At 61.9% G+C, this 22,433-nt stretch carries 23 protein-coding genes; all 23 read left to right on the top strand.

Translation table 11 applies throughout. The features are described from left to right. Position 1 precedes the first annotated feature (1 nt). Positions 2 to 697 (top strand): (d)CMP kinase, encoded by a 696-nt coding sequence (gene cmk, locus SVA_RS10150; protein ID WP_096461109.1) that lies wholly within the window; start codon positions 2 to 4, stop codon positions 695 to 697. A gap of 86 nt (positions 698 to 783) precedes the next feature. Continuing rightward, positions 784 to 2,466 carry a 30S ribosomal protein S1 gene (gene rpsA, locus SVA_RS10145; RefSeq protein WP_096461108.1) on the top strand — a complete coding sequence of 561 codons (1,683 nt, stop codon included), beginning with the start codon at positions 784 to 786 and terminating at the stop codon, positions 2,464 to 2,466. Between the two features lie 44 nt (positions 2,467 to 2,510). Continuing rightward, positions 2,511 to 2,798, top strand: a complete 288-nt coding sequence (locus tag SVA_RS10140) for an integration host factor subunit beta (protein ID WP_096461107.1) — start codon at positions 2,511 to 2,513, stop codon at positions 2,796 to 2,798. Positions 2,799 to 2,928: 130 nt separating this feature from the next. Further along, positions 2,929 to 3,225 carry a LapA family protein gene (locus SVA_RS10135; protein WP_169924053.1) on the top strand — a complete coding sequence of 99 codons (297 nt, stop codon included), beginning with the start codon at positions 2,929 to 2,931 and terminating at the stop codon, positions 3,223 to 3,225. Continuing rightward, positions 3,215 to 4,381 (top strand): lipopolysaccharide assembly protein LapB, encoded by a 1,167-nt coding sequence (gene lapB, locus SVA_RS10130; protein WP_096461105.1) that lies wholly within the window; start codon positions 3,215 to 3,217, stop codon positions 4,379 to 4,381. Before SVA_RS10135 ends, lapB begins: the two co-directional genes overlap by 11 nt. Continuing rightward, a complete protein-coding gene (gene pyrF / locus SVA_RS10125; protein ID WP_096461104.1) occupies positions 4,381 to 5,079 on the top strand; it encodes an orotidine-5'-phosphate decarboxylase in 699 nt (232 codons plus the stop codon). The genes lapB and pyrF overlap by 1 nt, the downstream gene beginning before the upstream one ends. 92 nt (positions 5,080 to 5,171) lie before the next feature. Continuing rightward, positions 5,172 to 5,444: a ComEA family DNA-binding protein gene (locus SVA_RS10120; protein WP_096461103.1), complete on the top strand. Its 273-nt coding sequence runs from the start codon at positions 5,172 to 5,174 to the stop codon at positions 5,442 to 5,444. Positions 5,445 to 5,588: 144 nt separating this feature from the next. Further along, positions 5,589 to 6,551, top strand: a complete 963-nt coding sequence (rfaE1, locus tag SVA_RS10115) for a D-glycero-beta-D-manno-heptose-7-phosphate kinase (RefSeq protein WP_096461102.1) — start codon at positions 5,589 to 5,591, stop codon at positions 6,549 to 6,551. 50 nt (positions 6,552 to 6,601) lie between these two features. Further along, positions 6,602 to 7,084 carry a transcription/translation regulatory transformer protein RfaH gene (gene rfaH / locus SVA_RS10110; RefSeq protein ID WP_197703159.1) on the top strand — a complete coding sequence of 161 codons (483 nt, stop codon included), beginning with the start codon at positions 6,602 to 6,604 and terminating at the stop codon, positions 7,082 to 7,084. A 42-nt stretch (positions 7,085 to 7,126) separates the two neighbouring features. Next, on the top strand, positions 7,127 to 7,726 hold the full coding sequence (locus SVA_RS10105; protein WP_096461100.1) for a winged helix-turn-helix transcriptional regulator: 600 nt from the start codon (positions 7,127 to 7,129) through the stop codon (positions 7,724 to 7,726). A 136-nt stretch (positions 7,727 to 7,862) separates the two neighbouring features. Then, positions 7,863 to 8,873, top strand: a complete 1,011-nt coding sequence (locus SVA_RS10100) for an NAD-dependent epimerase (protein WP_096461099.1) — start codon at positions 7,863 to 7,865, stop codon at positions 8,871 to 8,873. Positions 8,874 to 8,878: 5 nt separating this feature from the next. Then, positions 8,879 to 10,300: a mannose-1-phosphate guanylyltransferase/mannose-6-phosphate isomerase gene (locus SVA_RS10095; protein ID WP_197703158.1), complete on the top strand. Its 1,422-nt coding sequence runs from the start codon at positions 8,879 to 8,881 to the stop codon at positions 10,298 to 10,300. Between the two features lie 97 nt (positions 10,301 to 10,397). Further along, positions 10,398 to 11,261 (top strand): GumC domain-containing protein, encoded by an 864-nt coding sequence (locus SVA_RS10090; protein WP_096461098.1) that lies wholly within the window; start codon positions 10,398 to 10,400, stop codon positions 11,259 to 11,261. A gap of 154 nt (positions 11,262 to 11,415) precedes the next feature. Then, positions 11,416 to 12,546 (top strand): dTDP-glucose 4,6-dehydratase, encoded by a 1,131-nt coding sequence (rfbB, locus tag SVA_RS10085; protein WP_096461097.1) that lies wholly within the window; start codon positions 11,416 to 11,418, stop codon positions 12,544 to 12,546. Beyond that, the gene (gene rfbA / locus SVA_RS10080) at positions 12,543 to 13,460 is read left to right on the top strand and encodes a glucose-1-phosphate thymidylyltransferase RfbA (RefSeq protein WP_231971774.1); all 918 of its coding nucleotides are present in this window, start codon (positions 12,543 to 12,545) and stop codon (positions 13,458 to 13,460) included. The genes rfbB and rfbA overlap by 4 nt, the downstream gene beginning before the upstream one ends. Beyond that, positions 13,448 to 14,605: a DegT/DnrJ/EryC1/StrS family aminotransferase gene (locus SVA_RS10075; RefSeq protein WP_096461095.1), complete on the top strand. Its 1,158-nt coding sequence runs from the start codon at positions 13,448 to 13,450 to the stop codon at positions 14,603 to 14,605. The genes rfbA and SVA_RS10075 overlap by 13 nt, the downstream gene beginning before the upstream one ends. A 16-nt stretch (positions 14,606 to 14,621) precedes the next feature. Continuing rightward, entirely contained in the window at positions 14,622 to 15,626 is a 1,005-nt protein-coding gene (locus SVA_RS10070; RefSeq protein ID WP_096461094.1) for a radical SAM/SPASM domain-containing protein, read from the top strand. Positions 15,627 to 15,634: 8 nt separating this feature from the next. Beyond that, entirely contained in the window at positions 15,635 to 16,366 is a 732-nt protein-coding gene (locus SVA_RS10065; protein WP_148665442.1) for a class I SAM-dependent methyltransferase, read from the top strand. Positions 16,367 to 16,404: 38 nt separating this feature from the next. Next, a complete protein-coding gene (locus tag SVA_RS10060) occupies positions 16,405 to 17,115 on the top strand; it encodes a WbqC family protein (RefSeq protein WP_096461092.1) in 711 nt (236 codons plus the stop codon). Beyond that, positions 17,112 to 18,332, top strand: coding sequence for a glycosyltransferase family 4 protein (locus SVA_RS10055; protein WP_096461091.1), 1,221 nt, complete (start codon positions 17,112 to 17,114; stop codon positions 18,330 to 18,332). The genes SVA_RS10060 and SVA_RS10055 overlap by 4 nt, the downstream gene beginning before the upstream one ends. A gap of 30 nt (positions 18,333 to 18,362) precedes the next feature. Beyond that, on the top strand, positions 18,363 to 19,526 hold the full coding sequence (locus SVA_RS20420) for a glycosyltransferase family 4 protein (RefSeq protein WP_148665441.1): 1,164 nt from the start codon (positions 18,363 to 18,365) through the stop codon (positions 19,524 to 19,526). Beyond that, entirely contained in the window at positions 19,489 to 21,324 is a 1,836-nt protein-coding gene (locus SVA_RS10045) for an ABC transporter ATP-binding protein (protein ID WP_096461089.1), read from the top strand. The genes SVA_RS20420 and SVA_RS10045 overlap by 38 nt, the downstream gene beginning before the upstream one ends. Before the next feature lie 37 nt (positions 21,325 to 21,361). After that, complete coding sequence (locus tag SVA_RS10040; protein WP_096461088.1) at positions 21,362 to 22,237, top strand: class I SAM-dependent methyltransferase; 876 nt, start codon at positions 21,362 to 21,364, stop codon at positions 22,235 to 22,237. Positions 22,238 to 22,433 lie beyond the last annotated feature (196 nt).

Below are 22,433 nucleotides of genomic sequence, written 5' to 3'. Positions count from 1 at the left end.
CATGACGGACAATACGGATCCCCGGGCCTCCGCCCCCGTCGTGACCCTCGACGGTCCGAGCGGATCGGGGAAGGGAACCGTGGGTCAGGTACTCGCGGCCCGACTCGGCTGGTATTTCCTCGACAGCGGCGCGCTGTATCGTCTTGTTGGCCTGTTGGCGCACGAAACGGCAGTGCGTCTGGACGACGGCCCCCAGCTCGCCCGGCTGGCACAGGAGATGCACGTCGACTTTGGGGTGAATCCGGCAGGCACGCCCCGGGTCGTACTGAACGGGGTCGACGTGGGGGACCGCCTTCGGACCGAGGAGGCGGGCGACCGGGCATCCCGGGTGGCAGCGGTCCCGGAGGTCCGGCAGGCGTTGCTGGAGAAGCAGCGGGCTTTCCGCCGGCCCCCGGGCCTCGTGGCCGATGGCCGGGACATGGGAACGACCGTTTTCCCCGATGCCTTATTAAAGGTGTTCGTCACTGCGAGCGCCGAGCAGCGGGCGGAGCGCAGGTATAAACAGTTGAAGGAAAAGGGGTTCGATGTTAACCTTGCGCGCCTCCTTGAGGAGATTCGGGAGCGCGATGCGCGCGACGCCGCACGTGCGGTATCGCCGCTCAGACCCGCTGCGGACGCCCAGGTACTGGATACCTCCGATCTGAGCATCTCCGAGGTAGTCGATCGCATCGAGGGCCTGCTTCACGAACGGCGGTAGGGCACAGCACCCGTCGCCGCGATGTGCTTCCGCCCGTCGGGTGGACGTCGCGCCGACCGGGACACCAGTTCTGTTGACGGAGAGTTATGGCTGAAAGTTTTGCGCAACTGTTTGAAGAGAGCCTGAACAAGCTTCACCTTCAGGCGGGTCAGCTCATTACCGGCGAGGTGGTGCACGTCGACGACGACATCGTCATCGTCAATGCCGGCCTCAAGTCGGAGGGCATGATCCCCGCGATCCAGTTCAAGGACAACCGCGGCGAGCTCACCGTGCGGGTGGGCGATCACGTCGAGGTGGTGGTCGAGGCGATCGAGGACGGCCGGGGCGAGACCCTGCTCTCGCGCGAGAAGGCGCAGCGCGTGAAGGCCTGGGAAGAGCTCGAGAAGGCCTTCGAGGACCAGTCGATCGTCACCGGCGTGCTGACCGGCAAGGTGAAGGGCGGCTACACGGTCGCCATCAACGGTGTGCGCGCCTTCCTGCCGAGCTCGCTCGTCGACGTCCGTCCGGTGCGCGATCCCTCGTACCTCGAAGGCAAGGAACTCGAATTCAAGGTCATCAAGATCGACCGCAAGCGCTCGAACGTCGTCGTGTCCCGCCGCGCGGTGGTCGAGAAGGAGCTGTCCGCGGAGCGCCAGGCGCTGCTCGCGAACCTCGAGGAAGGCCAGATCGTCAAGGGCGTGGTCAAGAACCTCACCGATTACGGCGCGTTCGTCGACCTGGGCGGCATCGACGGCCTGCTGCACATCACCGACCTCGCGTGGAAGCGCGTCAAGCACCCGTCCGAAGTACTGAAGATCGGGGACGAGATCGAAGCCAAGGTGCTGCGCTACGACCGCGAGCGCAATCGCGTCAGCCTGGGCCTGAAGCAGCTCGGCGACGATCCGTGGGTCGACATCAGCCGCCGTTACCCCGAGGGCGCCCGTCTCTTCGGCAAGGTCACGAACATCACCGACTACGGCGCGTTCGTCGAGCTGGAGCCGGGCGTCGAGGGACTGGTGCACGTTTCCGAGATGGACTGGACCAACAAGAACATCCATCCGACCAAAGTCGTACAGGTCGGGGACGAGGTCGAGGTCATGGTGCTCGACATCGACACCGAGCGCCGCCGCATCTCGCTCGGCATGAAGCAGTGCATGCCGAATCCGTGGGAAGAATTCGCGGCCAACCACCAGAAGAACGAGAAGATCGCCGGCAAGATCAAGTCCATCACCGACTTCGGCATCTTTGTCGGTCTCGAGGGGGGCATCGACGGCCTCATTCACCTGTCCGACCTTTCCTGGGCGCGGCCGGGCGAAGAAGCGGTGCGCGACTACAAGAAGGGCGACGAGGTCGAGGCCGTCATTCTCGCGATCGACCCGGAGCGCGAGCGCATCTCACTCGGCATCAAGCAGCTCGAGGGCGATCCGTTCTCCTCGTACGTGGCCGCGCACGGCAAGGGTGCCGTGGTGAAGGGCACGGTGACAAGCGTCGAGGCGAAGGGAGCGGTGGTGAAGCTGGGGGACGATATCGAAGGGTACCTGCGCGCATCGGAGCTCTCCCGCGAGCGCATCGAAGACGCGCGTTCCCTCCTGAAGGAAGGGGATACCGTCGAGGCGAAGATCACCACGATCGACCGCAAGAATCGCAAGATCTCGCTGTCGGTCCGGGCGAAGGATCTCGAGGAGGAGAGCGAGGCAGTCCAGGAGTACACCCGTCGCGCCGCCACCGGCACGTCGACCCTTGCCGACAAGCTTAAGGAAAAGCTCGGGACCCAGGACTCGGACGCCTGAGCGTTCTTGCAAACGATGACGGCGTTTTCTATAGGTAGGGGAAGATGACGAAATCCGAGCTCATCAACGCCCTCGCCGCCGCGCAGCCGCAGCTGCAGCCGCGCGACGTCGAGCTCGCCGTGAAGGAGTTGCTGGAGCAGATGTCCGCGGCGCTCTCGACGGGAGAGCGCATCGAAGTCCGGGGCTTCGGCAGCTTTTCGCTCCACTACCGTCCGCCGCGCATCGGGCGCAACCCCAAGACCGGGGCCGCGGTGCACGTACCGGACAAGTTCGTCCCCCACTTCAAGCCGGGCAAGGAACTGCGGGAACGGGTCGACCAGGCCGCACGCTAGAGCTGCTCCGGTCGCCGGTCCGCCGGGCACGGAGAGAAAAAAACGGCATTCGGCTCGCCCAATGCCGTTTTTTTATGGCTACAATCCGGCCGCAGAGACGGGCGGACCGGGCGCCCAAGCGGAGGAGGTCATGAAGCGCATTCTCTACGTCGTCATTATCGCCGTCACCCTGCTTTTCGGCGTCACCTTCGCGCTGCAGAACCGCCAGACCGTCGACGTCGGCTACTACTTCGGCCTCGAATGGACCGGGCCGCTTTCGATCGCGCTCCTCGCCGTACTCGCGCTCGGTGTCCTGATCGGCTACCTGGCCAGCCTGCGCATGGTTATCGGCATGCAGCGCAGTCTCGTGCAGGCGCGCAAGGAGCTGCGGCAGGTGGAGCAGGAAGTGCAGAACCTGCGCGCGCTGCCCATCAAAGATGTCATTTAGCGCCGAGGGCCTTCTCTGGCTGCTGCTGCCGCTCGCCGCGGCGTCGGGCTGGTGGGCCGCGCGCTTCGAGGCCCGACGCCAGGCCGCCAAATCGTTTGACCTGCCTTCGGCGTACTTCAAGGGTCTCAACTTCCTCCTCAACGAGCAGCCGGACAAGGCTATCGAGATCTTCATCCAGGTGCTCGAGGTCAATTCGGAGACCGTCGAGACGCACCTGGCCCTCGGCAATCTCTTCAGGCGGCGCGGCGAGGTGGAACGCGCCATACGCATTCACCAGAACCTGATCGCGCGGCCGACGCTCGACAAGGAGCAGCGCACGTACGCGCTGCTCGAGCTCGGGCAGGACTACTTCAAGGCCGGGTTGTTCGACCGGGCCGAGAACCTCTTCCTCGAGCTCGCGGAGGTCCGGGCGCACAGCGAGCAGGCATTGCGACTGCTGCTCAGCATCTACCAGCAGGAGAAGGAATGGGAAAAGGCGATCCAGACAAGCCGGCGGCTCGCCCGCGTGTCGGGGAAGCCCATGGACGACGTCGTCGCGCAGTATTACTGCGAGCTCGCCGAACATGCGTATCACAAGCGCAACTTCCCGGCTTCGCGCGACTTCCTGAGGCAGGCGCTGGCCGCCGATCCCGCCTGCGTGCGGGCCAGCATCCTTCTCGGTGACATGGAGGCGGACGAGGGTCGGCCGCGGGAAGCGATCAAGGCATGGCGCGCCGTCGAGGATCAGGACGCCAGCTATTTCGGGGAAGTGGCCGGGCGAATCGCCGAGGCGTATCGCAAGGCAAAGGACGAGGAGGGCCTGTATGAGTTCTTCAGCGCCGCCCTCCGACGGCACGGCGCGGTCTCCCTGACCGTGACCTTCGCCGACATCATCAAGCAGCGCGACGGCGTGAAGGCGGCCGAAAAGTTCGTCGTCGAGTGGCTGCGGCGCAGGCCGAACGTCCACGGACTCCATCAGCTGATCGAGTACAACCTCGAGCAGGCGGACGGGACCGCCAGGAAGGACCTGCTGCTCCTGAAGGGCATCATCGACGAGCTTCGGCAACAGCACCAGGGCTACTTCTGCCAGCAGTGCGGCTTCAAGGGCCGACAACTTCATTGGCTGTGTCCCGGTTGCAGCAGATGGAACACGATCAAGCCGGTGCTGGAGGAGTAATGGAGGGGCCACCGATCGCGGTCGCGCTCGACTATCCGTCTTCCCGGGAGGCGCTGGCGCTGGTCGATCGCGTGACTCCCGAACACTGCCGGCTGAAGGTGGGCCTCGAGCTCTTTTCCGCGGCCGGCCCCGGGTTCGTGGAGTCGCTCGTGCGACGCGGATTCGACGTCTTCCTCGACCTCAAGTTTCACGACATACCCAACACCGTGGCCGCCGCATGTCGGCGGGCGGCCGACCTCGGGGTCTGGATGCTCACGGTGCACTGTCTGGGCGGCCGGGCCATGCTGAAAGCGGCTCGGGATGCATTGGGACCGGCCGGGCGCCCGCTCCTCGTGGGAGTCACGGTGCTGACCAGCCATACCGCTGCGGAGATCGCCGAGATCGGCCTCGCCGGCGATATCGAAGGCCGCGTCGCCGCCCTCGCCGGCCTGGCGAAGGAATGCGGGCTGGACGGGGTGGTGTGCGCCCCCACCGAGGCGCATACGATGCGCTCGCGCTTCGGCGCCGGCTTCTTGCTCGTTACTCCGGGCGTGCGGCCGGGCGGTAGCCCGGTCGGGGATCAGCGGCGCGTGCTCACGCCGGCGGAAGCCATTGCGGGCGGCGCCGACATGCTCGTGGTCGGGAGGCCGATTACTTCGTCGCCCAACCCCCGGGCGGCGCTCGACGCCATCCTTCGGGAAATCGCGACAGCGGGTTGACTTTCATCGCCGCGTTCTTATCATGGCCTTTCCCCCGCGAATTAGGGGGAGCAACAAAGCAATCCCACCAAAAAACGACAAGGAGCGTTTCGATGAAAAAGCTGTCTGTTCTCGTTTTCTCCCTCTTTCTTTCCGTCCTGTCTCCGATCGTCTTTGCCGAACCCGTCGATGTGAACACCGCCGACGCCAAGACCCTGGCCGCCAGGCTGGACGGGGTGGGCAGCAAGACCGCGGAAGCGATCGTGGCGTACCGGACCAAGAACGGGCCGTTCAAGAGAATCGAGGACCTGGAGAAGGTGAAGGGCGTCGGCACCAAGACGGTGGAACGAAATCGCGCCAACCTGAGCCTGGGCGGTAAGAAGTAGACCGCCGGTAACCGAAAGGGGCGCCTCCGGGCGCCCCTTTTTTTGTCGTCGCCGTGACAGCCGCGGAGAAAGCTCTGATAATAGCGTGCGAATTCACCGCCCCTCATCGATTCGCCCCGCGGATCCGACAACCACAGACAGACAATGCTTCCTGATCTGCTCAACGCGCTCACACGCGCCCGGGTACTGGTGGTCGGCGACGCCATGTTGGACCGATACTGGCACGGCGGCGTGGAACGGATCTCTCCGGAAGCGCCGGTGCCGGTGGTCACGGTCGGACGATGCGACGAGCGTCCGGGCGGTGCGGCGAACGTGGCGCGCAACGTGCGCGACCTTGGCGCACGGTGCACATTGCTCTCGATAACCGGGGATGACCGCGAAGCGGACAAACTGGAGCAGCTGCTCGACAAGGCGGATATCGGCTACCGCCTGTACCGCGACAAGCTGATCAATACGATCGTGAAGCTGCGCGTGATCTCGCGCAACCAGCAGCTGCTGAGGATCGATTTCGAATCGCCACCCAGCAAGGATGCACGGGTCCGATTGCTCGATTACTACCTCGAGCATCTCAGCCAATTCGATGTCGTGATCGTCTCCGACTACGGCAAGGGCGGGCTCGGCTACGTGCGGGAGATGGTCGGTGCCGCGCGGGATGCGGGGCTGCCGGTGATCGTCGATCCAAAGGGAGACGACTACAGCATCTACCGGCGCGCGACGCTGGTCACGCCGAACCGCAAGGAATTCGAGCAGATCGCGGGGCGAGCGCGGGACGATCTCGATCTCGAGCGTCGGGCCGCGGCAACGGTCGCCGCGCTCGAACTCGACGGACTCCTCATCACCCGCGGGGAGGAAGGGATGACCCTCGTCGAGCGCGACGGGCGGGTGCTTCACGTTCCCGCGCGCGTGCGCGAGGTGTTCGACGTGACGGGCGCCGGCGACAGCGTCATCGCCGCCGTCGCATGCACCTACGCGGTCGGCGGACCGGTCGAGGAGGCGCTGCGCCTCGCGAGCATCGCGGCCGGAATAGTGGTCGGGAAACTGGGCGCCGCGACCGCGACGCCGGACGAAATCAGGCAGGAATTGTCTGCCGGCGGGACGGGTTCTTGAGAAAGGAATCGCGCGCGGGGGCAGCGGCGGGTCGGGCACGTTGGTACCTGGTGTACACCAAGCCCCGCGGAGAGGCGACGGCGCGGGTCAACCTGGAACGGCAGGGCTATACCGCATACCTGCCGCTGGTCCGTCAGCCACGCAGACGCCTGGGCCGGCGCGTCTCGATCATCTCCCCCATGTTTCCCCGGTACCTGTTCGTCCATCTCGACACGGAAACCGACAACTGGGCGCCGATCCGGTCCACCCTCGGGGTCGTGTCCGTGGTGCGCTTCGGCCAGCGTCCGGCCGCCGTCCCGGACGACCTGATCGAGAATCTGCGGCGGCGAGAGGACGAGGAGGGGGTGCAGGTGCTGCCGGCCGAGCGTTACGAGGCGGGCGCCCGGGTGCGCATCACGTCGGGCAGCCTTGCCGGCTATGAAGCCGTCTTCCAGGCGACAACCGGCCGCGACCGCGTGCAGGTCCTGCTCGAGGTCCTCGGCCGGTACACGCGCACCGTCGTCGAGCTCGCCGCCATAGAACCCGCGCGCTGAATCCTTGCGGGGCCCTCCGGCGCTGCCTATAGTGTTCATTGAATGAACACCACCCCGCAAAGAGACGAGGAGCGCGTGCTCGAGCTTCTTCAGGCGGTCGAGCGGCGCAGCGACGTGACGCAGCGTCACCTCGCGCGGCAAATGGGGGTCGCGCTCGGGCTCGCCAACTCGTATCTGAAACGTTGCATCCGCAAGGGCCTCATCAAGATCAGCGAGGCACCCGCCAACCGCTACCTGTATTACCTGACGCCGAAGGGGTTTTCCGAAAAGAGCCGTTTGACGGCGAAGTATCTCGCCGCGTCCTTCGCCTTTTACCGGAGCGCCGGTGAATCCTGTGCGCGCGCCTTGAAGGAGTGCGAGGCGCGGGGTCAGCAGCGGGTACTGCTCTGCGGCGTCTCGGACCTGGCGGAGGTGGCGGCCCTGCGGGCGCTGGAAATGGACATCGACATCGTGGGCGTCTTCGATCCGCGTACCGAGCGACGGCGGTTCCTCGGCAAACCGGTGTGGCGAAATCTTTCGGAAGCGCTGCCGTTCGATGTATGCCTGCTGACCGATACGCAGGCGGATCGCGGCGTTTACGAGCAGCTGTTGCAGACGTTCGGCAATAACGGAGTAAAGGTTCCCGACATCCTGCGGTTGTAGTCGGGAGCGCCCGGGCGGGGAGGCGGCGGACCGCCCCGAGTTGTGATCGTGCGGAACGCTGTTCTGCATGGCGGTAGCGTGCCCGGGCGGGATCCCGGAGCCGCGCCCATCGACAGATAAAGACCGGAGACGACGCATGAACATCCTAATAACCGGGGCGGCCGGTTTCATCGGTTCGACGCTCGCGCTGAGGCTTCTCGCCCGCGGTGACACCGTGTACGGGATCGACAACCTCAACGACTACTATGAAGTGTCGCTCAAGGAGGCGCGGCTCGCGCGGTGTCAGGCCCAAAAAGGCTTCACCTTCGAGAAGCTGGACATCGTCGACCGGGACGGAATGCGCCGGCTCTTTGCCGAGAACCGTTTCGACGCGGTGATGCATTTGGCCGCCCAGGCCGGCGTGCGGTACTCGATCGAGAACCCTCACGCCTACATCGATGCGAACGTCGTCGGATTCGGCAACATCCTGGAAGGCAGCCGCCACAGCAAGGTCGGCCACCTGGTCTTCGCCTCGTCGAGTTCCGTTTACGGGGCAAACACCAAGCTGCCGTTCTCGGAGCACGACAACGTCGATCATCCGGTCTCGCTCTACGCCGCGACGAAGAAGGCGAACGAGCTGATGGCGCACACGTATGCCCATCTCTACGGCCTGCCGGTGACCGGCCTGCGGTTCTTCACGGTTTACGGTCCGTGGGGGCGCCCGGACATGGCGCTCTTCAAGTTCACTCGCGGCATCCTCGAAGGCAAGCCGATTCCGGTGTTCAACCGCGGACAGATGATCCGGGACTTCACTTACGTCGACGATATCGTGGAGGGCGTCATCCGGGTCATCGACCAGCCGGCGCGCCCGAATCCGCAATGGACCGGCAAGTCGCCGGATCCAGCGACGAGCTATGCGCCCTACAAGGTGTACAACATCGGGAACAACAACCCCGTCGAGCTGATGCGCTACATTCGGGTCCTCGAGGACTGCCTCGGCAGGAAGGCGGAAATGGATCTGCTGCCCATGCAGGATGGAGACGTGCCGGCGACCTACGCCAACACCGAAGCGCTGGAGACGGCCGTCGGATTTCGGCCGGCGACACCGGTCGAGGTCGGTATCCGCCGTTTCGTGGATTGGTATAAGGAATACTACCGCGTATCCTGATCGCCGTGACGCAAGGCGCAAACGCACGCATTTACCCGGTGATTCTTTCGGGCGGGTCCGGCACCCGGCTCTGGCCGCTCTCGCGCGAACATTTCCCGAAGCAGCTGCTTCGCCTGTCGGGCGACGGGACGCTGCTGCAGCAGACCGTCAATCGGCTGCGCGGCCTGCCGGGCGCGGCCGAGCCGCTGTTTGTCTGCAACGAGGAGCACCGCTTCCTGGTCGCCGAGCAGGTGCGGCAGCTGGCGCGCGCGCCGCTCGACATCATTCTCGAACCGGTCGGCCGGAACACCTGCCCGGCCGCGACGCTAGCGGCGCTCGCGCTTGCGCGCGTCGACGAGAATGCCCTGATGCTCCTTATGCCGGCGGACCATCTGCTGAGGGACGTCGCCGCCTTCCAGCGAGCGATCGGTACCGCGGCCTCCCTGGCCGACGAGGGTTATCTCGTGACATTCGGCATCGTGCCGACGGCGCCCGAGACGGGCTATGGCTACATCCGGAAGGGAGAGGGCCACCGCGTCGACGCGTTCGTCGAGAAGCCGGACGCGGCGACGGCGACGCGATACGTCGAATCCGGCGAGTATTTTTGGAACAGCGGGATGTTCCTCATGAAGGTAGGACACTGGCTGGACGAGATGGAGCGTCGCTGTCCCGACATCCTGGCCGCGTGCCGCACCGCATACGGCGACGGCGCGAAAGACGGCGATTTTTATCGCGTTGCCAGGGAAGCTTTCCTCGCGTGCCGAACCGACTCGATCGATTACGCGGTGATGGAGAAGACGGACCGCGCGGCCATGGTGCCGCTCGACGCCGGCTGGTCGGACATCGGCGCCTGGTCGTCGCTCTGGCAGATCTCGGAGCACGACGCGTCCGGCAACGTGCTGCAAGGCGATGTGCTGGCGCACGGTACCCGGGACTCGCTGATCGTTGCGCAGCATCGTCTCGTCGCCGCCGTGGGGCTGGACGACGTCATCGTCATCGAAACACCGGACGCGGTGCTGGTCGCCAGGAAGGATCGCGCCCAGGACGTAAAGGAAATCGTCAACGCCCTGAAGGCGGGCAACCGCAGCGAGCATCTCATGCACCGGCGCGTCTACCGCCCGTGGGGCTGGTACGAGGGGCTGGACAACGGCCAGCGCTTCCAGGTGAAGCGGCTGATGCTCAATCCCGGCGCCGCTATCTCGCTCCAGATGCATCATCATCGCGCCGAGCATTGGGTCGTCGTGAAGGGGACGGCGCGGGTGACGCGCAACGATGACGTCTTCCTGCTGACGGAGAACGAATCGACTTACATTCCGATCGGGGCCCGACACCGACTCGAGAATCCCGGCACAATTGGGCTGGAGATTGTGGAGGTACAGTCCGGCAGCTATCTGGGCGAGGACGACATCCTGAGATTCGAGGATCGATACAATCGCCACTCTCGCTGAAAGAGACCCCGTCATACGTGGCCCTTTTTTCGACCGGAACTGCTTTAGTATTCGGGTTTCAGTGGACAGCTTCGATACTGATACTCGAGGGATTGCAATGGATGCACCCAGCCAGGAACTTCAGAAGTACTGGTACGCGCGCGAAAGCTATCGGGTTTCCGGCGAACCACGTCTCGCGGATTTTTGTCTCCTTATCTTGCGGCGGAAGTGGATTTTTTTGGTAACTGTCGGGACAGGTCTCGCCATCGGCATAGTCGTCGGTTTTACGCAGCCCACGTTCTACGAAAGCCGCGCTGTAGTGGAAATAGGTCAACTTGGATTCAATCGACCGTTTTTCGAGCCAACGGAATCCGTAGTGGAGCGACTAAGGGAGGTCTATCGCGTCGGGGAACGCAGTGATGGCTCGGTTAATCCCCCTTTCCTGTCCGACGTGCGAATCAGCAAGCAAGCGAAAAACTTCATCATCCTCACCGCCGCTGGACCGGAACCGGAACGGGCACGCGACTTTTTACAGTCAGTGTTGGGGCGGCTGTTTACGGAGCATGAAGCGCTGAGGGAGCAAGCGCTTCTGGCATCACGTATGCAGATTGACTTGCTGGAAAAGCAGATCGATCGTTTCAGGTCGGACGTGCAGGCGCTCGAGCGGCGCGTGCAGCAAGCGATGCGAAAGGGAATGGCAACCGGGGCAATGACCCTGTCCCTCGATAAAAATCGATTGATAGAACAGCAGGCCGAATTGGAGCAACAGCGTATAAGGATAAGAGCGGAAATCGCGGAAGGCGAATCAAAGCCGACACGCGCTATCAGAGATCCATCGTTGCCGTCGACAACGGCAGGGAGCCGACCGTCGTTGTACGCATTCATCGGTTTAGTAGCGGGTCTCGCCGCCGGGATCCTGGCCGTACTGATTTTCGAGTTCGTGCTGGTGGTTCGGCAGAAACAGGCGCTGCTGAAGCAGTAAACGTTGACGCGCAGTTCCGACACAAAGGCGGAGCAGGCCAAACACGGCGCCTCGCCCGTTCCCTTCCACACCCGGACAGGCGCCCGGCGGGCTGAGGCCATCACGGCCTCCGCTCGCAGCGCGCGCGGCTCGACTCGAGAATCAACAAACCCTGTTGAACACTGACTCCAAGCAAAGGCGTCGACCACAGGTTGTGCTCGTTACCGGGGGCGCGGGGTTTATCGGATCCGCTCTAGTCCGGCACTTGTTGACGAACACAAAGGCACGCGTAGTCAACCTGGATGCGCTTACCTATGCGGGCAACCTCGGATCTCTGGAATCGGTCTCTGGACACCCCAAGTATCGATTCGAGCGGGCGGATATCGGCGATCTGCGAGCCGTCCGCGAAGTCCTGGGCAGGTATCGGCCCGATGCGGTCGTTCACCTCGCCGCCGAATCGCATGTCGACCGCTCGATCGACGGCCCGGCGGCGTTCGTGCAGACGAATATCCTCGGGACGTACACCCTGCTCGAAGCGGCTCTCGCATACTGGAAATCGCTCGACGCGGCGAAGCGGGAGGGCTTTGTCTTCCATCATGTCTCCACCGACGAGGTGTTCGGAAGCCTCCCCGAGACGGGCATGTTCACGGAATCGTCGGCGTACCAGCCGAATTCGCCTTATGCGGCGAGCAAGGCGGCCGCCGACCATCTCGTACGCGCCTGGTATCGCACTTACGGGTTGCCCGTCATCGTCACCAATTGCTCGAACAACTACGGCCCCTATCAATTTCCGGAAAAACTCGTTCCGCTCACCATAATCAACGCACTCAACGGGAAGTCGCTTCCGGTCTACGGGACCGGCGCGAACGTGCGCGATTGGCTGTACGTGGAGGACCACGTCCGGGCGCTATGGGTCGTCGCCACGAACGGCGAAGTCGGAGCAACGTACAATATCGGAGCGAATAACGAGCGGACGAACCTGGACGTCGTGAAGGCGATCTGCTCGACTCTCGACCGGTTGCTCCCTCAATCCTCCTGCCGGCCACACGCATCCTTGATCGAATTTGTCGCCGATCGGCCCGGCCATGACCGACGTTATGCGATAGACGCGGAAAAAATTGGACGCGACCTCGGCTGGAAACCGATCGAGACCTTCGAGAGCGGGCTCGCGAAGACCGTGCGCTGGTACCTCGACAACCGGGCATGGTGGCAGGACATCCTGACCCGGCGCTACGCGGGGCAGCGATTGGGGCTTGCGAAATTCGAGAATACGACGGTGGAAAGAGAGGGCAAGAAAGAAGCGTGAGAACCGTCGATAGTCAGCGCAAGGGAATCATTCTTGCCGGCGGCTCCGGATCGCGGCTCTATCCCTTGACGAAGGCGATCAGCAAGCAACTTCTGCCCGTCTACGACAAGCCGATGATCTATTATCCGTTGAGCGCGCTGATGCTCGCGGGCATACGGGATATTCTTCTCATTTCGACGCCAGGCGACTTGCCGCGCTTCCGCGAGCTTCTTGGTGACGGCTCCCGGTTGGGTATTACGATCGACTACGCGGAGCAACCGGCCCCCGATGGAATACCGCAGGCGTTTGTCATCGGCGAGCGGTTCATCGGCGAATCGCCGACCTGCCTGATACTGGGTGACAACATTTTCTACGGTCAGGGGCTTCCGAGCATGCTTCAGCGGGCATCGGCGCGAGAAAAGGGCGCGACGATCTTCGGCTACTATGTCCGGGATCCGCAGCGCTACGGGGTCATCAATTTCGACAGGAAGGGACAGACGATCGATATCGAAGAGAAACCCGTGGCGCCGAAGTCCAACTATGCGATCACAGGCATCTACTTCTTCGACAGTGACGTCGTATCCATCGCCAAGCAGACGAAGCCATCGGCGCGCGGCGAGGTCGAGATCACGGACGTGATAAAGGCGTACCTTGCGGAGTCCAGCCTCTCCGTCGAGTTTTTCGGACGGGGCATGGCGTGGTTGGACATGGGGACTCCCGAATCGCTGCTGGCTGCTGCGAGTTTCGTCGAGGCCGTCGAAGCCCGGCAAGGCCTGAAGATATCCTGTCCAGAGGAGGTCGCTTACCGAATGGGCTTCATTACACCGGAACAGCTCGAGAAGCTGGCCGCACCGATGCGAAACAGCGGGTATGGACAATACCTTCAGCGGCTCCTGCGAGAGAAGGCGCCCTTGGACGGGTCATGGCCGTCATAAGGAAGGATTTTCTCCCGTTCGGAAGGCCGAACTTTTCCAGAGAGGAGATAGAGGCCGTCACGCGGGTCCTTACGTCGGGATGGATCGGCATGGGACCCGAGACAATGAGCTTCGAGGAAGAGTTGGCCGCCTTCCTCGGCGCGCGGCACGTGGTGACGGTCAACTCCTGCACCTCCGCGCTTTTCTTGTCGCTGCTCGTGGGCGGCGTCGACAAAGGCGACGAGGTTATCTGCCCGAGCCTCACGTGGTGCAGCACCGCGAACGCTGCGCTGTATCTGGGAGCCACACCAGTTTTCTGTGATGTCGATCCGTACACCTTGTGCGCGACCTCCGAGACCGTCCGTGCGAAGTTGACGCCACGAACGAAGGCGGTCGTCGTGGTGCACTTCGGCGGGCTCGCGGCCGACGTCGACGGTATCCGTGATGCCCTACCGGACGGCGTGCGCCTCGTCGAAGATGCGGCGCATGCCCTCGGGACACGCCTGGCGGACGGCCGGAACGTCGGGGCATCAGGCAATCTCACCTGCTTCAGTTTCTATGCCAATAAGAATCTTTCGACGGGCGAAGGCGGTGCCATCGCGTTGCGCGACGACGAGACGGCGGGACGACTCCGTTCACTCCGCCTGCACGGTCTCCCGGCCGATGCGTGGAAACGCTTCTCGAATCCCGCCGGCCGCTTTGTCAGCGAGCTGACGGAGCTCGGCTACAAGATGAACTATACCGATCTTCAGGCGGCAATCGGACGAGTCCAGCTTCGCCGTCAGGCCGAGTTGCACGAAACAAGGCTGGCGATCGCGAAGTACTACCGCGATCGCTTGTCGGCCCTGGACATCGGCATGGGTTTTCAGCGCGGCGTGACCGAGTGGACGCACGCGCATCACCTGTTCGTGGTTTTCCTGCCGACCGAGAGGATGAGCCGCGGCCGCGACGAGCTGTTGGCCGAGCTGCGCAAGCGCAATATCGGCGCGAGCATACATTACCACCCGCTCCATCGCATGAGCCTGTACGGCGCCGTGAAGCAGCCGGCCTTACCCGTTACCGAGCGCGTTGCGGATTGCATCCTGACGCTCCCGATAAGCAGCAGTATGACACTCGAGGATGCCCGGTACGTCGTGGATAACCTGACCGAGCTGCTGAGCGACTGATTGTCAGAGAGGCGATATGGATACAGCGCGAAAAAAGAGCCAGCAAGAAGACAGCCGTTATGATTTCTACGGGCGGCTGAAAGCCGAGTTTCCCTCGCAGATCATCGTCGACATCACGGAAGTCTGTAATCTCGCCTGCGTGCACTGCCCGCATCCGGAGTTCAAGAAGTCGAAACACTACGGCGCGCGCTACCTGGAGCCGGAGTTGAACGCAAAGATGGTCGAGGAAGTCCGTCAGCACGGACAGGGGCTCACGCAGTACATCCGCTATACCAGCGAAGGCGAACCACTCATTCACCCGAAAGGGTACGACATGATCGAGCACGCCGTTCGCAACTCGGGCGTATTTGTGACGTTGACGACGAACGGAACGATCATGAACGAGAAACGGACCCGACGGCTGCTCGAAGCCGGCGTCCACATGATCGATATCAGCATCGATGCCTTCAAGCCGGAGACCTACGCGAAAGTACGCGTGAACGGCGACCTCAACGTGACGCGGGCGAACGTTCAGCGCCTGATCAGGTGGGTGAAGGAGTCGGCAGCGCCGACCAAGGTTGTTGTCAGCTACGTGGAGCAGCCGCAGAATCGGGCGGAAACCGCTGACTTCGAGTCCTTCTGGAAGAACGAAGGAGCGAACTACGTGGTGATCCGGCGCCTCCATTCGGCGGCAGGCGCGGTGGATGGAGCGGCCGAGCTGATGAGGGCAAGGAATGCCCGTGTTCCGCGATATCCCTGTCTGTATCCGTGGGAGCGAATCACTCTGAATCCTCGCGGCGAATTGGCGTTTTGCCCGCAGGATTGGTTTCATGGCTCGGCCGTCGCCGATTACCGCATCACGACAATACGCGAAACATGGCAAGGCGAAGTTTATCGTGCCCTACGAAGAGCGCATGTCGCCAACGATTTCACAAATCATCGGTTTTGCGGACAATGCCCCGACTGGGCAACGACTCGTTGGCCAGGTGAAGGGCGCAGCTATGCGGACATGGTCGAAGAGTTCATGTGTAAGGGCAAATAGGTGTGGGCATGAAAGGGGAGACAGTACCGATTATCAACCAAATCGAGGACATGGTCCGCGGCGTCCCGGGATGGACACCGATCGATCAGTTGTACACCTTGTTCAATCTCGTCTGTCTGACGTCGGACCTTCCTGGCGACATACTCGAGATCGGTTCTTGGTGCGGCCGATCGAGTGCGGTACTCGGCTTTGCGGCGCGCCTTTCTGGGGAAGCACGAGTCATGTGCGTCGATCTCTTTCCTGGAAAAACCGACTGGAAGCAGAATCCGGACGGCAGCTACTCCTTCCGGGTAGCGATTGCAGGGAAAACCTACGGCGGCTACCAGGAACAGACGGTCTGGAAAGAGCCGTTCGAGCGGGACATCGCCCCGATCTACGCGCGGTACGACAGCGTCTTCGACGTTTTCAGCGACACCATTCGCAGGCAGGGACTGCAGGAGCGGGTCGAGGCGTTTAGGGGTAACTCGGAGACCTTCGCCGATCAAGCGCCACCCGGTTTCCGGTGTCGGGTCGCTTTTATCGATGGCGATCACAGTTACGAGGCCGTGTGCCGGGACATCCGGAACGTGGAGAGGTTCTTGGTGCCGGGCGGGTGGGTCTGTTTCGACGACGCCTTTTCCCACTACGAAGGCGTGAACCGCGCCATCACGGACCTCGTGATTAAAAATCCAGATTATGCGCTCGGTCAGCAGATGACGCGGAAACTTTTTATCGCTCGCCGCAAGCCGGTAGCCGCATGAACAGCCACATCGGGGTGCTACGGGGATGGGTCCTGTAGATGCGGGTCGGTATTATCCAGTCGAGTTACGTTCCGTGGCGCGGCTTCTTCGATTTCATCGACAGCGTCGACCTCTTCGTGGTCTTTGACGACGTCCAGTACCCGGTCGGTCGCAGCTGGCGCAATCGGAATCAACTCAAGACGAAGAACGGCCTCAGGTGGCTGACGGTACCAATCGCGGCGAAATCGACGGGGCTCGCGATCGACGAAGTGGCGATCGGCCGGACCGAGAAGCCGTGGCAGGATGCGCACCGCCGCTCGCTCAAAGAGGCGCTCGGGCCGGCGCCTTTCTTTGCCGCTGCACAGCGGCTGTGGGAGGAGGCGATCGCTGCCGGGGACACCGGGATCAGCGCCCTCAACGTTCGTTTGATTCGCGGAATCTGCTCGTATTTGCGCATAGAAACACCCATCGTTACCTCGCGCGAGTACGGGGCAGCAGGTCGTAAGACTGAGCGCCTTATCAATTTGCTGCAGGCAGTCGGTGCGTCGACGTATCTCTCGGGGCCAAGCGCAAAAGATTACCTGGATGAAGCGGCATTCCAGGCGCATCGGATCCGTTTGGAATTCAAAAGCTACGACTATGCGGAATATCCGCAGCTGTGGGGGCCGTTCGTCGGAAACGTGACCGTTCTCGACCTGATTGCTAATACCGGTCCGAACGCGAGAGAGTTTCTTAAAAGCAGGTCACCCGATGCAGTGGCGGTGGGATGAAAATCGGGTTCCTTGGCAACGCCAACAATTACCCGTTCATGCTGGCCCGCGCTGTTCGGCGTCTGGGGCACGATGTCACTTTCATCGTTGCCAACCGGACACAACTCGACCGGCCGGAGAACCGGTACCCCGACCTGCGACAACCGTATCCCCAATGGATCCGGGATGTAGGGAATTTTGAGGCGCGCGACTATGTGTTGCCGACGGCCAAACGCCGAATGGTTGTCGAACTGCTCCGGAAGTGCGACGCGGTCATTCTTAACCAGAATGGTCCGGCCCTTTTACCCCTGGTCCGGCGGCCGGCCGTCGTTCTCCTGACAGGCGCTGACCTCGAGGTCTACGGAAACATTCGGGCGCGGGAGACTTTCTTCGACCCGAGCTTCGAACATCTCGGTCCCCTGCGTCGACAAATGGCCCGGTACATCATCGGAAAGCTGATCAAGGCGCAGCGTGCCGGAATCCGGGCGGCCTATACCGTCAACTATTTTGCACCAGGCTTGGCCCCGTCGGGCGATGCGCTGCTGTCCGAAATCGGTGTCTCGCCTGCTCAGCGTGTGTTCTTCATGATGACCGAACTGGAGAGGATTCCGTTCGAGCATCCCGCCAACAATGATCCTCCGCGCATCTTCTGCGCTACCCGACTCTCGTGGATGAAGCCGATTCGTCCGGGCACATGCGAGTTGGACTACAAGGGGTCGGACGTGATGATCAAGGGCTTGGCCCGCTTTCATCGACAGACCGGTGTCAGACTGGAAATACGCCTCGTCAAGAAGGGCTTGCATGTGGCTGAATCTATTCGGCTGGCCGAGGACGAGGGCCTGAGCGACCAAGTCACCTGGCTGGACGAGATGTCACAGGCGGACGTGTGGTACGAGTTCCGGCAAGCGGACATCGTCTTTGAGCAGATGGGGAAGAGCGTGGTTGGTATGGCCGGGTTGGACGCGATGGCCATGGGTCGGCCCGTCATCGCTAACGGACGGCCGGAAATCATGGAACAGTTCGTCGGAGAGCCTTCACCTATTTGCCAGGCGGAGACCCCGGAAGAGGTCGCTGTTCAGCTCATCCGGCTGGTCGGAGATCCGGCCGAGCGGGAGCGAGTCGGAAGACGTTCCAGGCAGTACGTAGAGCGCCATTTCTCAGCAGACAGAGCGGCCGAGCTGTGTCTGGAACGCCTGCAAAAGGGGATCTTGTCGTCCCCGGTCAAAAGGACGGGTTGAAGACGTGCCTCGAGCGAGCGTCGCAATCGGGTGCTTGATCGACGCGTGCGGATAACGCTCGTCAGCGGTTCCCTTGGTGGTGGCGGTGCGGAGCGAAACATCGTCTGGCTCGGTGGGGCGTTGGCGGCCGCTGGTCACTCGATAATGCTTTTAACGGTACGGCCCGACATCCCCGATTTCTATCGTGTCCCGGCGGGGGTCACACGCGTCAAGGCGCCGTCTGAGGCGGCGCTTCCTTGTCGCTGGCATGGCTGGCGCTGCGTACAGAGTAGGAATCGGGCGCTGGGGACCGCGATTCAGGATACGAAGCCCGAGGCGGTCGTCAGTTTCATCGATACACTGAATATCAGCGTCCTGATGTCCTTGAAGTCGACCTCGATCCCGGTCATCGTCGCTGAACGCACTGATCCGAGACGTCACCGCATAGGGTTGCGGTGGAGTACGTTGAGGCGGATTTATTATCCGACTGCCGCTGCGGTCGTAGTTCAGACGCGATCGGTGGCCAAGTGGGCCGAAACTGTACGGCCAAGATGGCAGGTCGCGACAATATCCAATCCCGTGCGTTCGTCGCCCTTGGACTCGGGATCGAGGCCTCCCTGGTTCGGCCCCTTCAATGTTGTCGCTGTGGGAAGACTCTCGGCGGAGAAGGGTTTCGATTGCCTGATCGATGCGTTTGGATTACTCGCCAAACAAGCTCCCGACTGGCATCTCACCATCGTGGGAGAAGGCGGCCGGCGAGCCGAATTGACCGAACGGGCTTCTAGATACAGGCTCGGGAATCGGGTTCATTTCGTCGGGACTGTAGCGGAACCGCAAAGCATCTTGATGCACGCAGATCTTTTTGTGCTTTCCTCCCGATACGAAGGATTTCCGAACGCGCTTTGCGAAGCAATGTCATGCGGGCTAGCTGTGGTCAGTTTCGATTGCCCTTCCGGGCCGGCAGAAATTATCCAGGACGGAGTCAACGGCTTTCTTGCACCCGCCGGCGATACAGACGCTTTGCGGGACAGGATGCTGACGTTGATGAAAGACGAGGGGAAAAGACACAGACTAGGGCAGCAGGCAAAGGAGGTCTCTCGTCTTTATAGCGAGGCGCGAATTTTGTCCCAGTGGGAGGAACTGCTGCACTCAGTGATCAGACGGTCGGGCAAAGCGGATGTTCAAGGACTACTGGAAGATTCTGGAAGGGCATAGAGTTACAGCCTCGTTCGCTGTTCTCCTGTTGGGAATTGCGAGCGTGCTGGAGGGGCTGGCTTTGATCGCCCTGATGCCAGCGCTGAGTGCCACTCTCTCGGCTAGCTCGCGGCCGGAGACCAGCGGCTACCTGCAGCATTTGGTTGTATGGTTCTCCCTTCCGGATAGCTACATCGTTCCGCTTGGCCTAAGCGTCTTTGCTCTGCTCGGCGTCACAACCGCCCTTTTCCGGCTGTTCGGCGATACCAAGATGCTGCGGATACGAACACGAGTCGAGGAATCGGCGAGAGTGCAAATGGCCAACACCCTGCTACGAATGCAGTGGTCGCGCTACGTCGCGCTCCAGGTCGGAGACATTAGTAAGGCGATGCTGATTGAGGGCGTGCAGATGGGTGCCGGCACGCATTCGTTCCTCTTGGGTCTGGGTGCGATTATCGCGGCGCTCTGTTACTTGGGGATCGCGTTCGCGATCTCGGTGCCGATGACCTTGATGACACTGCTGTTCGGCCTCTTCGGTCTGGGCGCCTATTACCTGGCATCGAGAGGCTCGCGGCGCCATGCACGCGAGCTGTCGCAGATGATGACAAGTATCGGCAATGAAGTGAACAACATATTTGGTAATCTAAAATTTTTCAGAGCAGCTGGTCGATCGCGATTGGCCGAGCGCCAGACACGGGAATTATCGGGGCGGTATGGACGCACATTTTTCCGAAGCCAGATTCTCAGCGTGTTGATGCGATTCGGTTTTGAGGCGGGTGCGATTGTCTTCATCGCGGCTTTTCTCGCTGTTGTACTACTCTTGCGCGGCCATTCGACGGCGCTCGCGCTCATCTTTCTAGCGGTTTTCTACCGGCTCGCCCCACAATTGCTGAAAGTACAGGATTGCTTCTTCCAGGCAGCGGTCTACTTGCCGTGGTTCCACTCGTGGCACAAACGGCTGGAAGAGGCCCGAACGGCGGAGGAACGTCATTCCGGAACGGAAAGAATCCAGGAGCTTTCCGAGATTAGGCTAAGTGCAGTCGAGTTGGTCTATTCCGGACGGGAGTCGGCGGCACTGACTTCAGTCGATCTCAAAATTGGCCGCGGCGAATGTGTAGCCATCGTAGGTCGATCAGGCAGCGGCAAGAGCACGATTGTCGATCTGGTAAGCGGACTGCTTGCACCTACGAGAGGTTCGGTAAAAGTGAACGGCATCGACCTGTCGCGAATCGACACTGATTTCTGGCGTGACCGAATCGGTCTCGTCCTGCAGGAGAGCCCGCTCTTTTACGGTACCGTGATCGACAACATCGCGTGGGGAGAGCCGGAGGTAGACCGATCAAAGGCGGAACGTGCGGCCAGGCTGGCGCATGCATGGGAATTCATCGCGAATCTGCCCTCGGGGATGGATACGTTGATCGGGGAAAAGGGGGGCATGCTGTCGGGAGGGCAGCGCCAACGCATTGCGCTCGCCCGCGCACTGTACCGCGACCCCTGGCTGCTCATCCTTGACGAGGCAACCAGCGCGTTGGACAGCCACGCCGAGGCCGTCGTTCAGGAAGCGTTGCGGGAGATCAAGGGACGCTGTGCGATCCTGATGATCGCTCACAAGGTGAAGACGACCGAGATTGCCGACAACATACTCGTGCTCGAAGAAGGCAGGATCGTGCAGAAAGGAACGTGGAGCGATTTGTCGCGGGAAAACGGACCGTTCCGGGAATTGATGGTGCTGCAGGGAATCGACCCAGGCAAGCCCGAAGCGCCCGTTCTTGACCGGGCCCGGCCGACGATGAGAACTAATCGAACTCCGACAAAGTGAAACGTCACGACGCAATTTTCTTCCGGGGAGCTTGATAATGGGTGTACATGCAGATGAAGTCACCGCCGGGCAGCGCTTTGAATTCGGCAAGAACTGGGCGCATTTCCTCGCCGTCCTTAACGACGACCGTATACGACATGCCGAGGAATCCCTTCGGGAGCTGCTCTCGGTCGACGATTTGGCCGGCCTCTCATTCATCGATGTCGGCTCTGGAAGCGGGTTGTTCTCGCTGGCGGCACGCCGGCTCGGGGCCCGGGTGCATTCGTTCGATTACGACCCGAAGTCGGTCGCCTGCACAGCGGAGATGAAGCGTCGTTACTTTCCCGGCGACGGGAACTGGGTCGTTCATGAAGGATCGGTTTTGAACGATGATTATCTGAAATCGCTGGGTCAGTTCGACGTCGTATACTCCTGGGGCGTGCTTCATCATACGGGCGCCATGTGGCAGGCAATGACGAACGTGATATCGCTCGTCAGACCCGGAGGAAAACTGTTCATCGCGATCTACAACGACCAGGGTTACAAGAGCCGATGGTGGCGGAGGTTGAAGAAGGCCTACAACGAGATATCCTGGTCGAGGCCGTTTCTTCTGGCCTACGTTCTTGCCCGTGGCTGGGGACCGCAAACGCTCCTGGACCTGTTCCGGGGGCGCCCCTTCTTTTCGTGGCGAGAGTACAAGCGCCAGCGTGGCATGTCGCCGTGGCACGACGTGGTGGACTGGATCGGAGGCTGGCCCTATGAGTACGCCACGCCGGAAGCGGTGTTCGACTTCTATCGCGAACAGGGTTTTACGCTTAGCAAACTGGTCACGCGGCAAGGTCTCGGATGCAACGAGTTCGTTTTCCTGAGAAACAACGAAGCACCCGTTCGGGCCCAGGACAAAAAGTCCGCGCCGGCAGCACACCACGAGTGAGCCGCGAAGATGTCGCAGCCAGCGTTTCCTTCGGAGAACTCGTTCTGCTTTCGACGGACTCAGGGCGAGGGCAGCGTCCTTCGAGCGGAACGGCCGCTAGACGATGAGAACAGCGTCAGGGGCCCGAATCTTCAATTTCTCGCACTTCCTTTGCAATACCTCGTGACGCGCGGCCGCCGGCAGGGATGTAACGAGC

The organism is Sulfurifustis variabilis, from assembly GCF_002355415.1.
Classification (GTDB): domain Bacteria; phylum Pseudomonadota; class Gammaproteobacteria; order Acidiferrobacterales; family Sulfurifustaceae; genus Sulfurifustis; species Sulfurifustis variabilis.
The sequence above is the reverse complement of the archived record's forward strand: the minus strand, read 5'-3'. Positions and strand labels throughout refer to the sequence as shown.

Excerpts from the sequence above, each read along its gene's own strand:
- cmk (WP_096461109.1), top strand. The coding sequence starts at position 2 with ATGACGGACAATACGGATCCCCGGGCCTCCGCCCCCGTCGTGACCCTC.
- rpsA (WP_096461108.1), top strand. The coding sequence starts at position 784 with ATGGCTGAAAGTTTTGCGCAACTGTTTGAAGAGAGCCTGAACAAGCTT.
- SVA_RS10140 (WP_096461107.1), top strand. The coding sequence starts at position 2,511 with ATGACGAAATCCGAGCTCATCAACGCCCTCGCCGCCGCGCAGCCGCAG.
- SVA_RS10135 (WP_169924053.1), top strand. The coding sequence starts at position 2,929 with ATGAAGCGCATTCTCTACGTCGTCATTATCGCCGTCACCCTGCTTTTC.
- lapB (WP_096461105.1), top strand. The coding sequence starts at position 3,215 with ATGTCATTTAGCGCCGAGGGCCTTCTCTGGCTGCTGCTGCCGCTCGCC.
- pyrF (WP_096461104.1), top strand. The coding sequence starts at position 4,381 with ATGGAGGGGCCACCGATCGCGGTCGCGCTCGACTATCCGTCTTCCCGG.
- SVA_RS10120 (WP_096461103.1), top strand. The coding sequence starts at position 5,172 with ATGAAAAAGCTGTCTGTTCTCGTTTTCTCCCTCTTTCTTTCCGTCCTG.
- rfaE1 (WP_096461102.1), top strand. The coding sequence starts at position 5,589 with ATGCTTCCTGATCTGCTCAACGCGCTCACACGCGCCCGGGTACTGGTG.
- SVA_RS10105 (WP_096461100.1), top strand. The coding sequence starts at position 7,127 with ATGAACACCACCCCGCAAAGAGACGAGGAGCGCGTGCTCGAGCTTCTT.
- SVA_RS10100 (WP_096461099.1), top strand. The coding sequence starts at position 7,863 with ATGAACATCCTAATAACCGGGGCGGCCGGTTTCATCGGTTCGACGCTC.
- SVA_RS10090 (WP_096461098.1), top strand. The coding sequence starts at position 10,398 with ATGGATGCACCCAGCCAGGAACTTCAGAAGTACTGGTACGCGCGCGAA.
- SVA_RS10075 (WP_096461095.1), top strand. The coding sequence starts at position 13,448 with ATGGCCGTCATAAGGAAGGATTTTCTCCCGTTCGGAAGGCCGAACTTT.
- SVA_RS10070 (WP_096461094.1), top strand. The coding sequence starts at position 14,622 with ATGGATACAGCGCGAAAAAAGAGCCAGCAAGAAGACAGCCGTTATGAT.
- SVA_RS10065 (WP_148665442.1), top strand. The coding sequence starts at position 15,635 with ATGAAAGGGGAGACAGTACCGATTATCAACCAAATCGAGGACATGGTC.
- SVA_RS10060 (WP_096461092.1), top strand. The coding sequence starts at position 16,405 with ATGCGGGTCGGTATTATCCAGTCGAGTTACGTTCCGTGGCGCGGCTTC.
- SVA_RS10055 (WP_096461091.1), top strand. The coding sequence starts at position 17,112 with ATGAAAATCGGGTTCCTTGGCAACGCCAACAATTACCCGTTCATGCTG.
- SVA_RS10045 (WP_096461089.1), top strand. The coding sequence starts at position 19,489 with ATGTTCAAGGACTACTGGAAGATTCTGGAAGGGCATAGAGTTACAGCC.
- SVA_RS10040 (WP_096461088.1), top strand. The coding sequence starts at position 21,362 with ATGGGTGTACATGCAGATGAAGTCACCGCCGGGCAGCGCTTTGAATTC.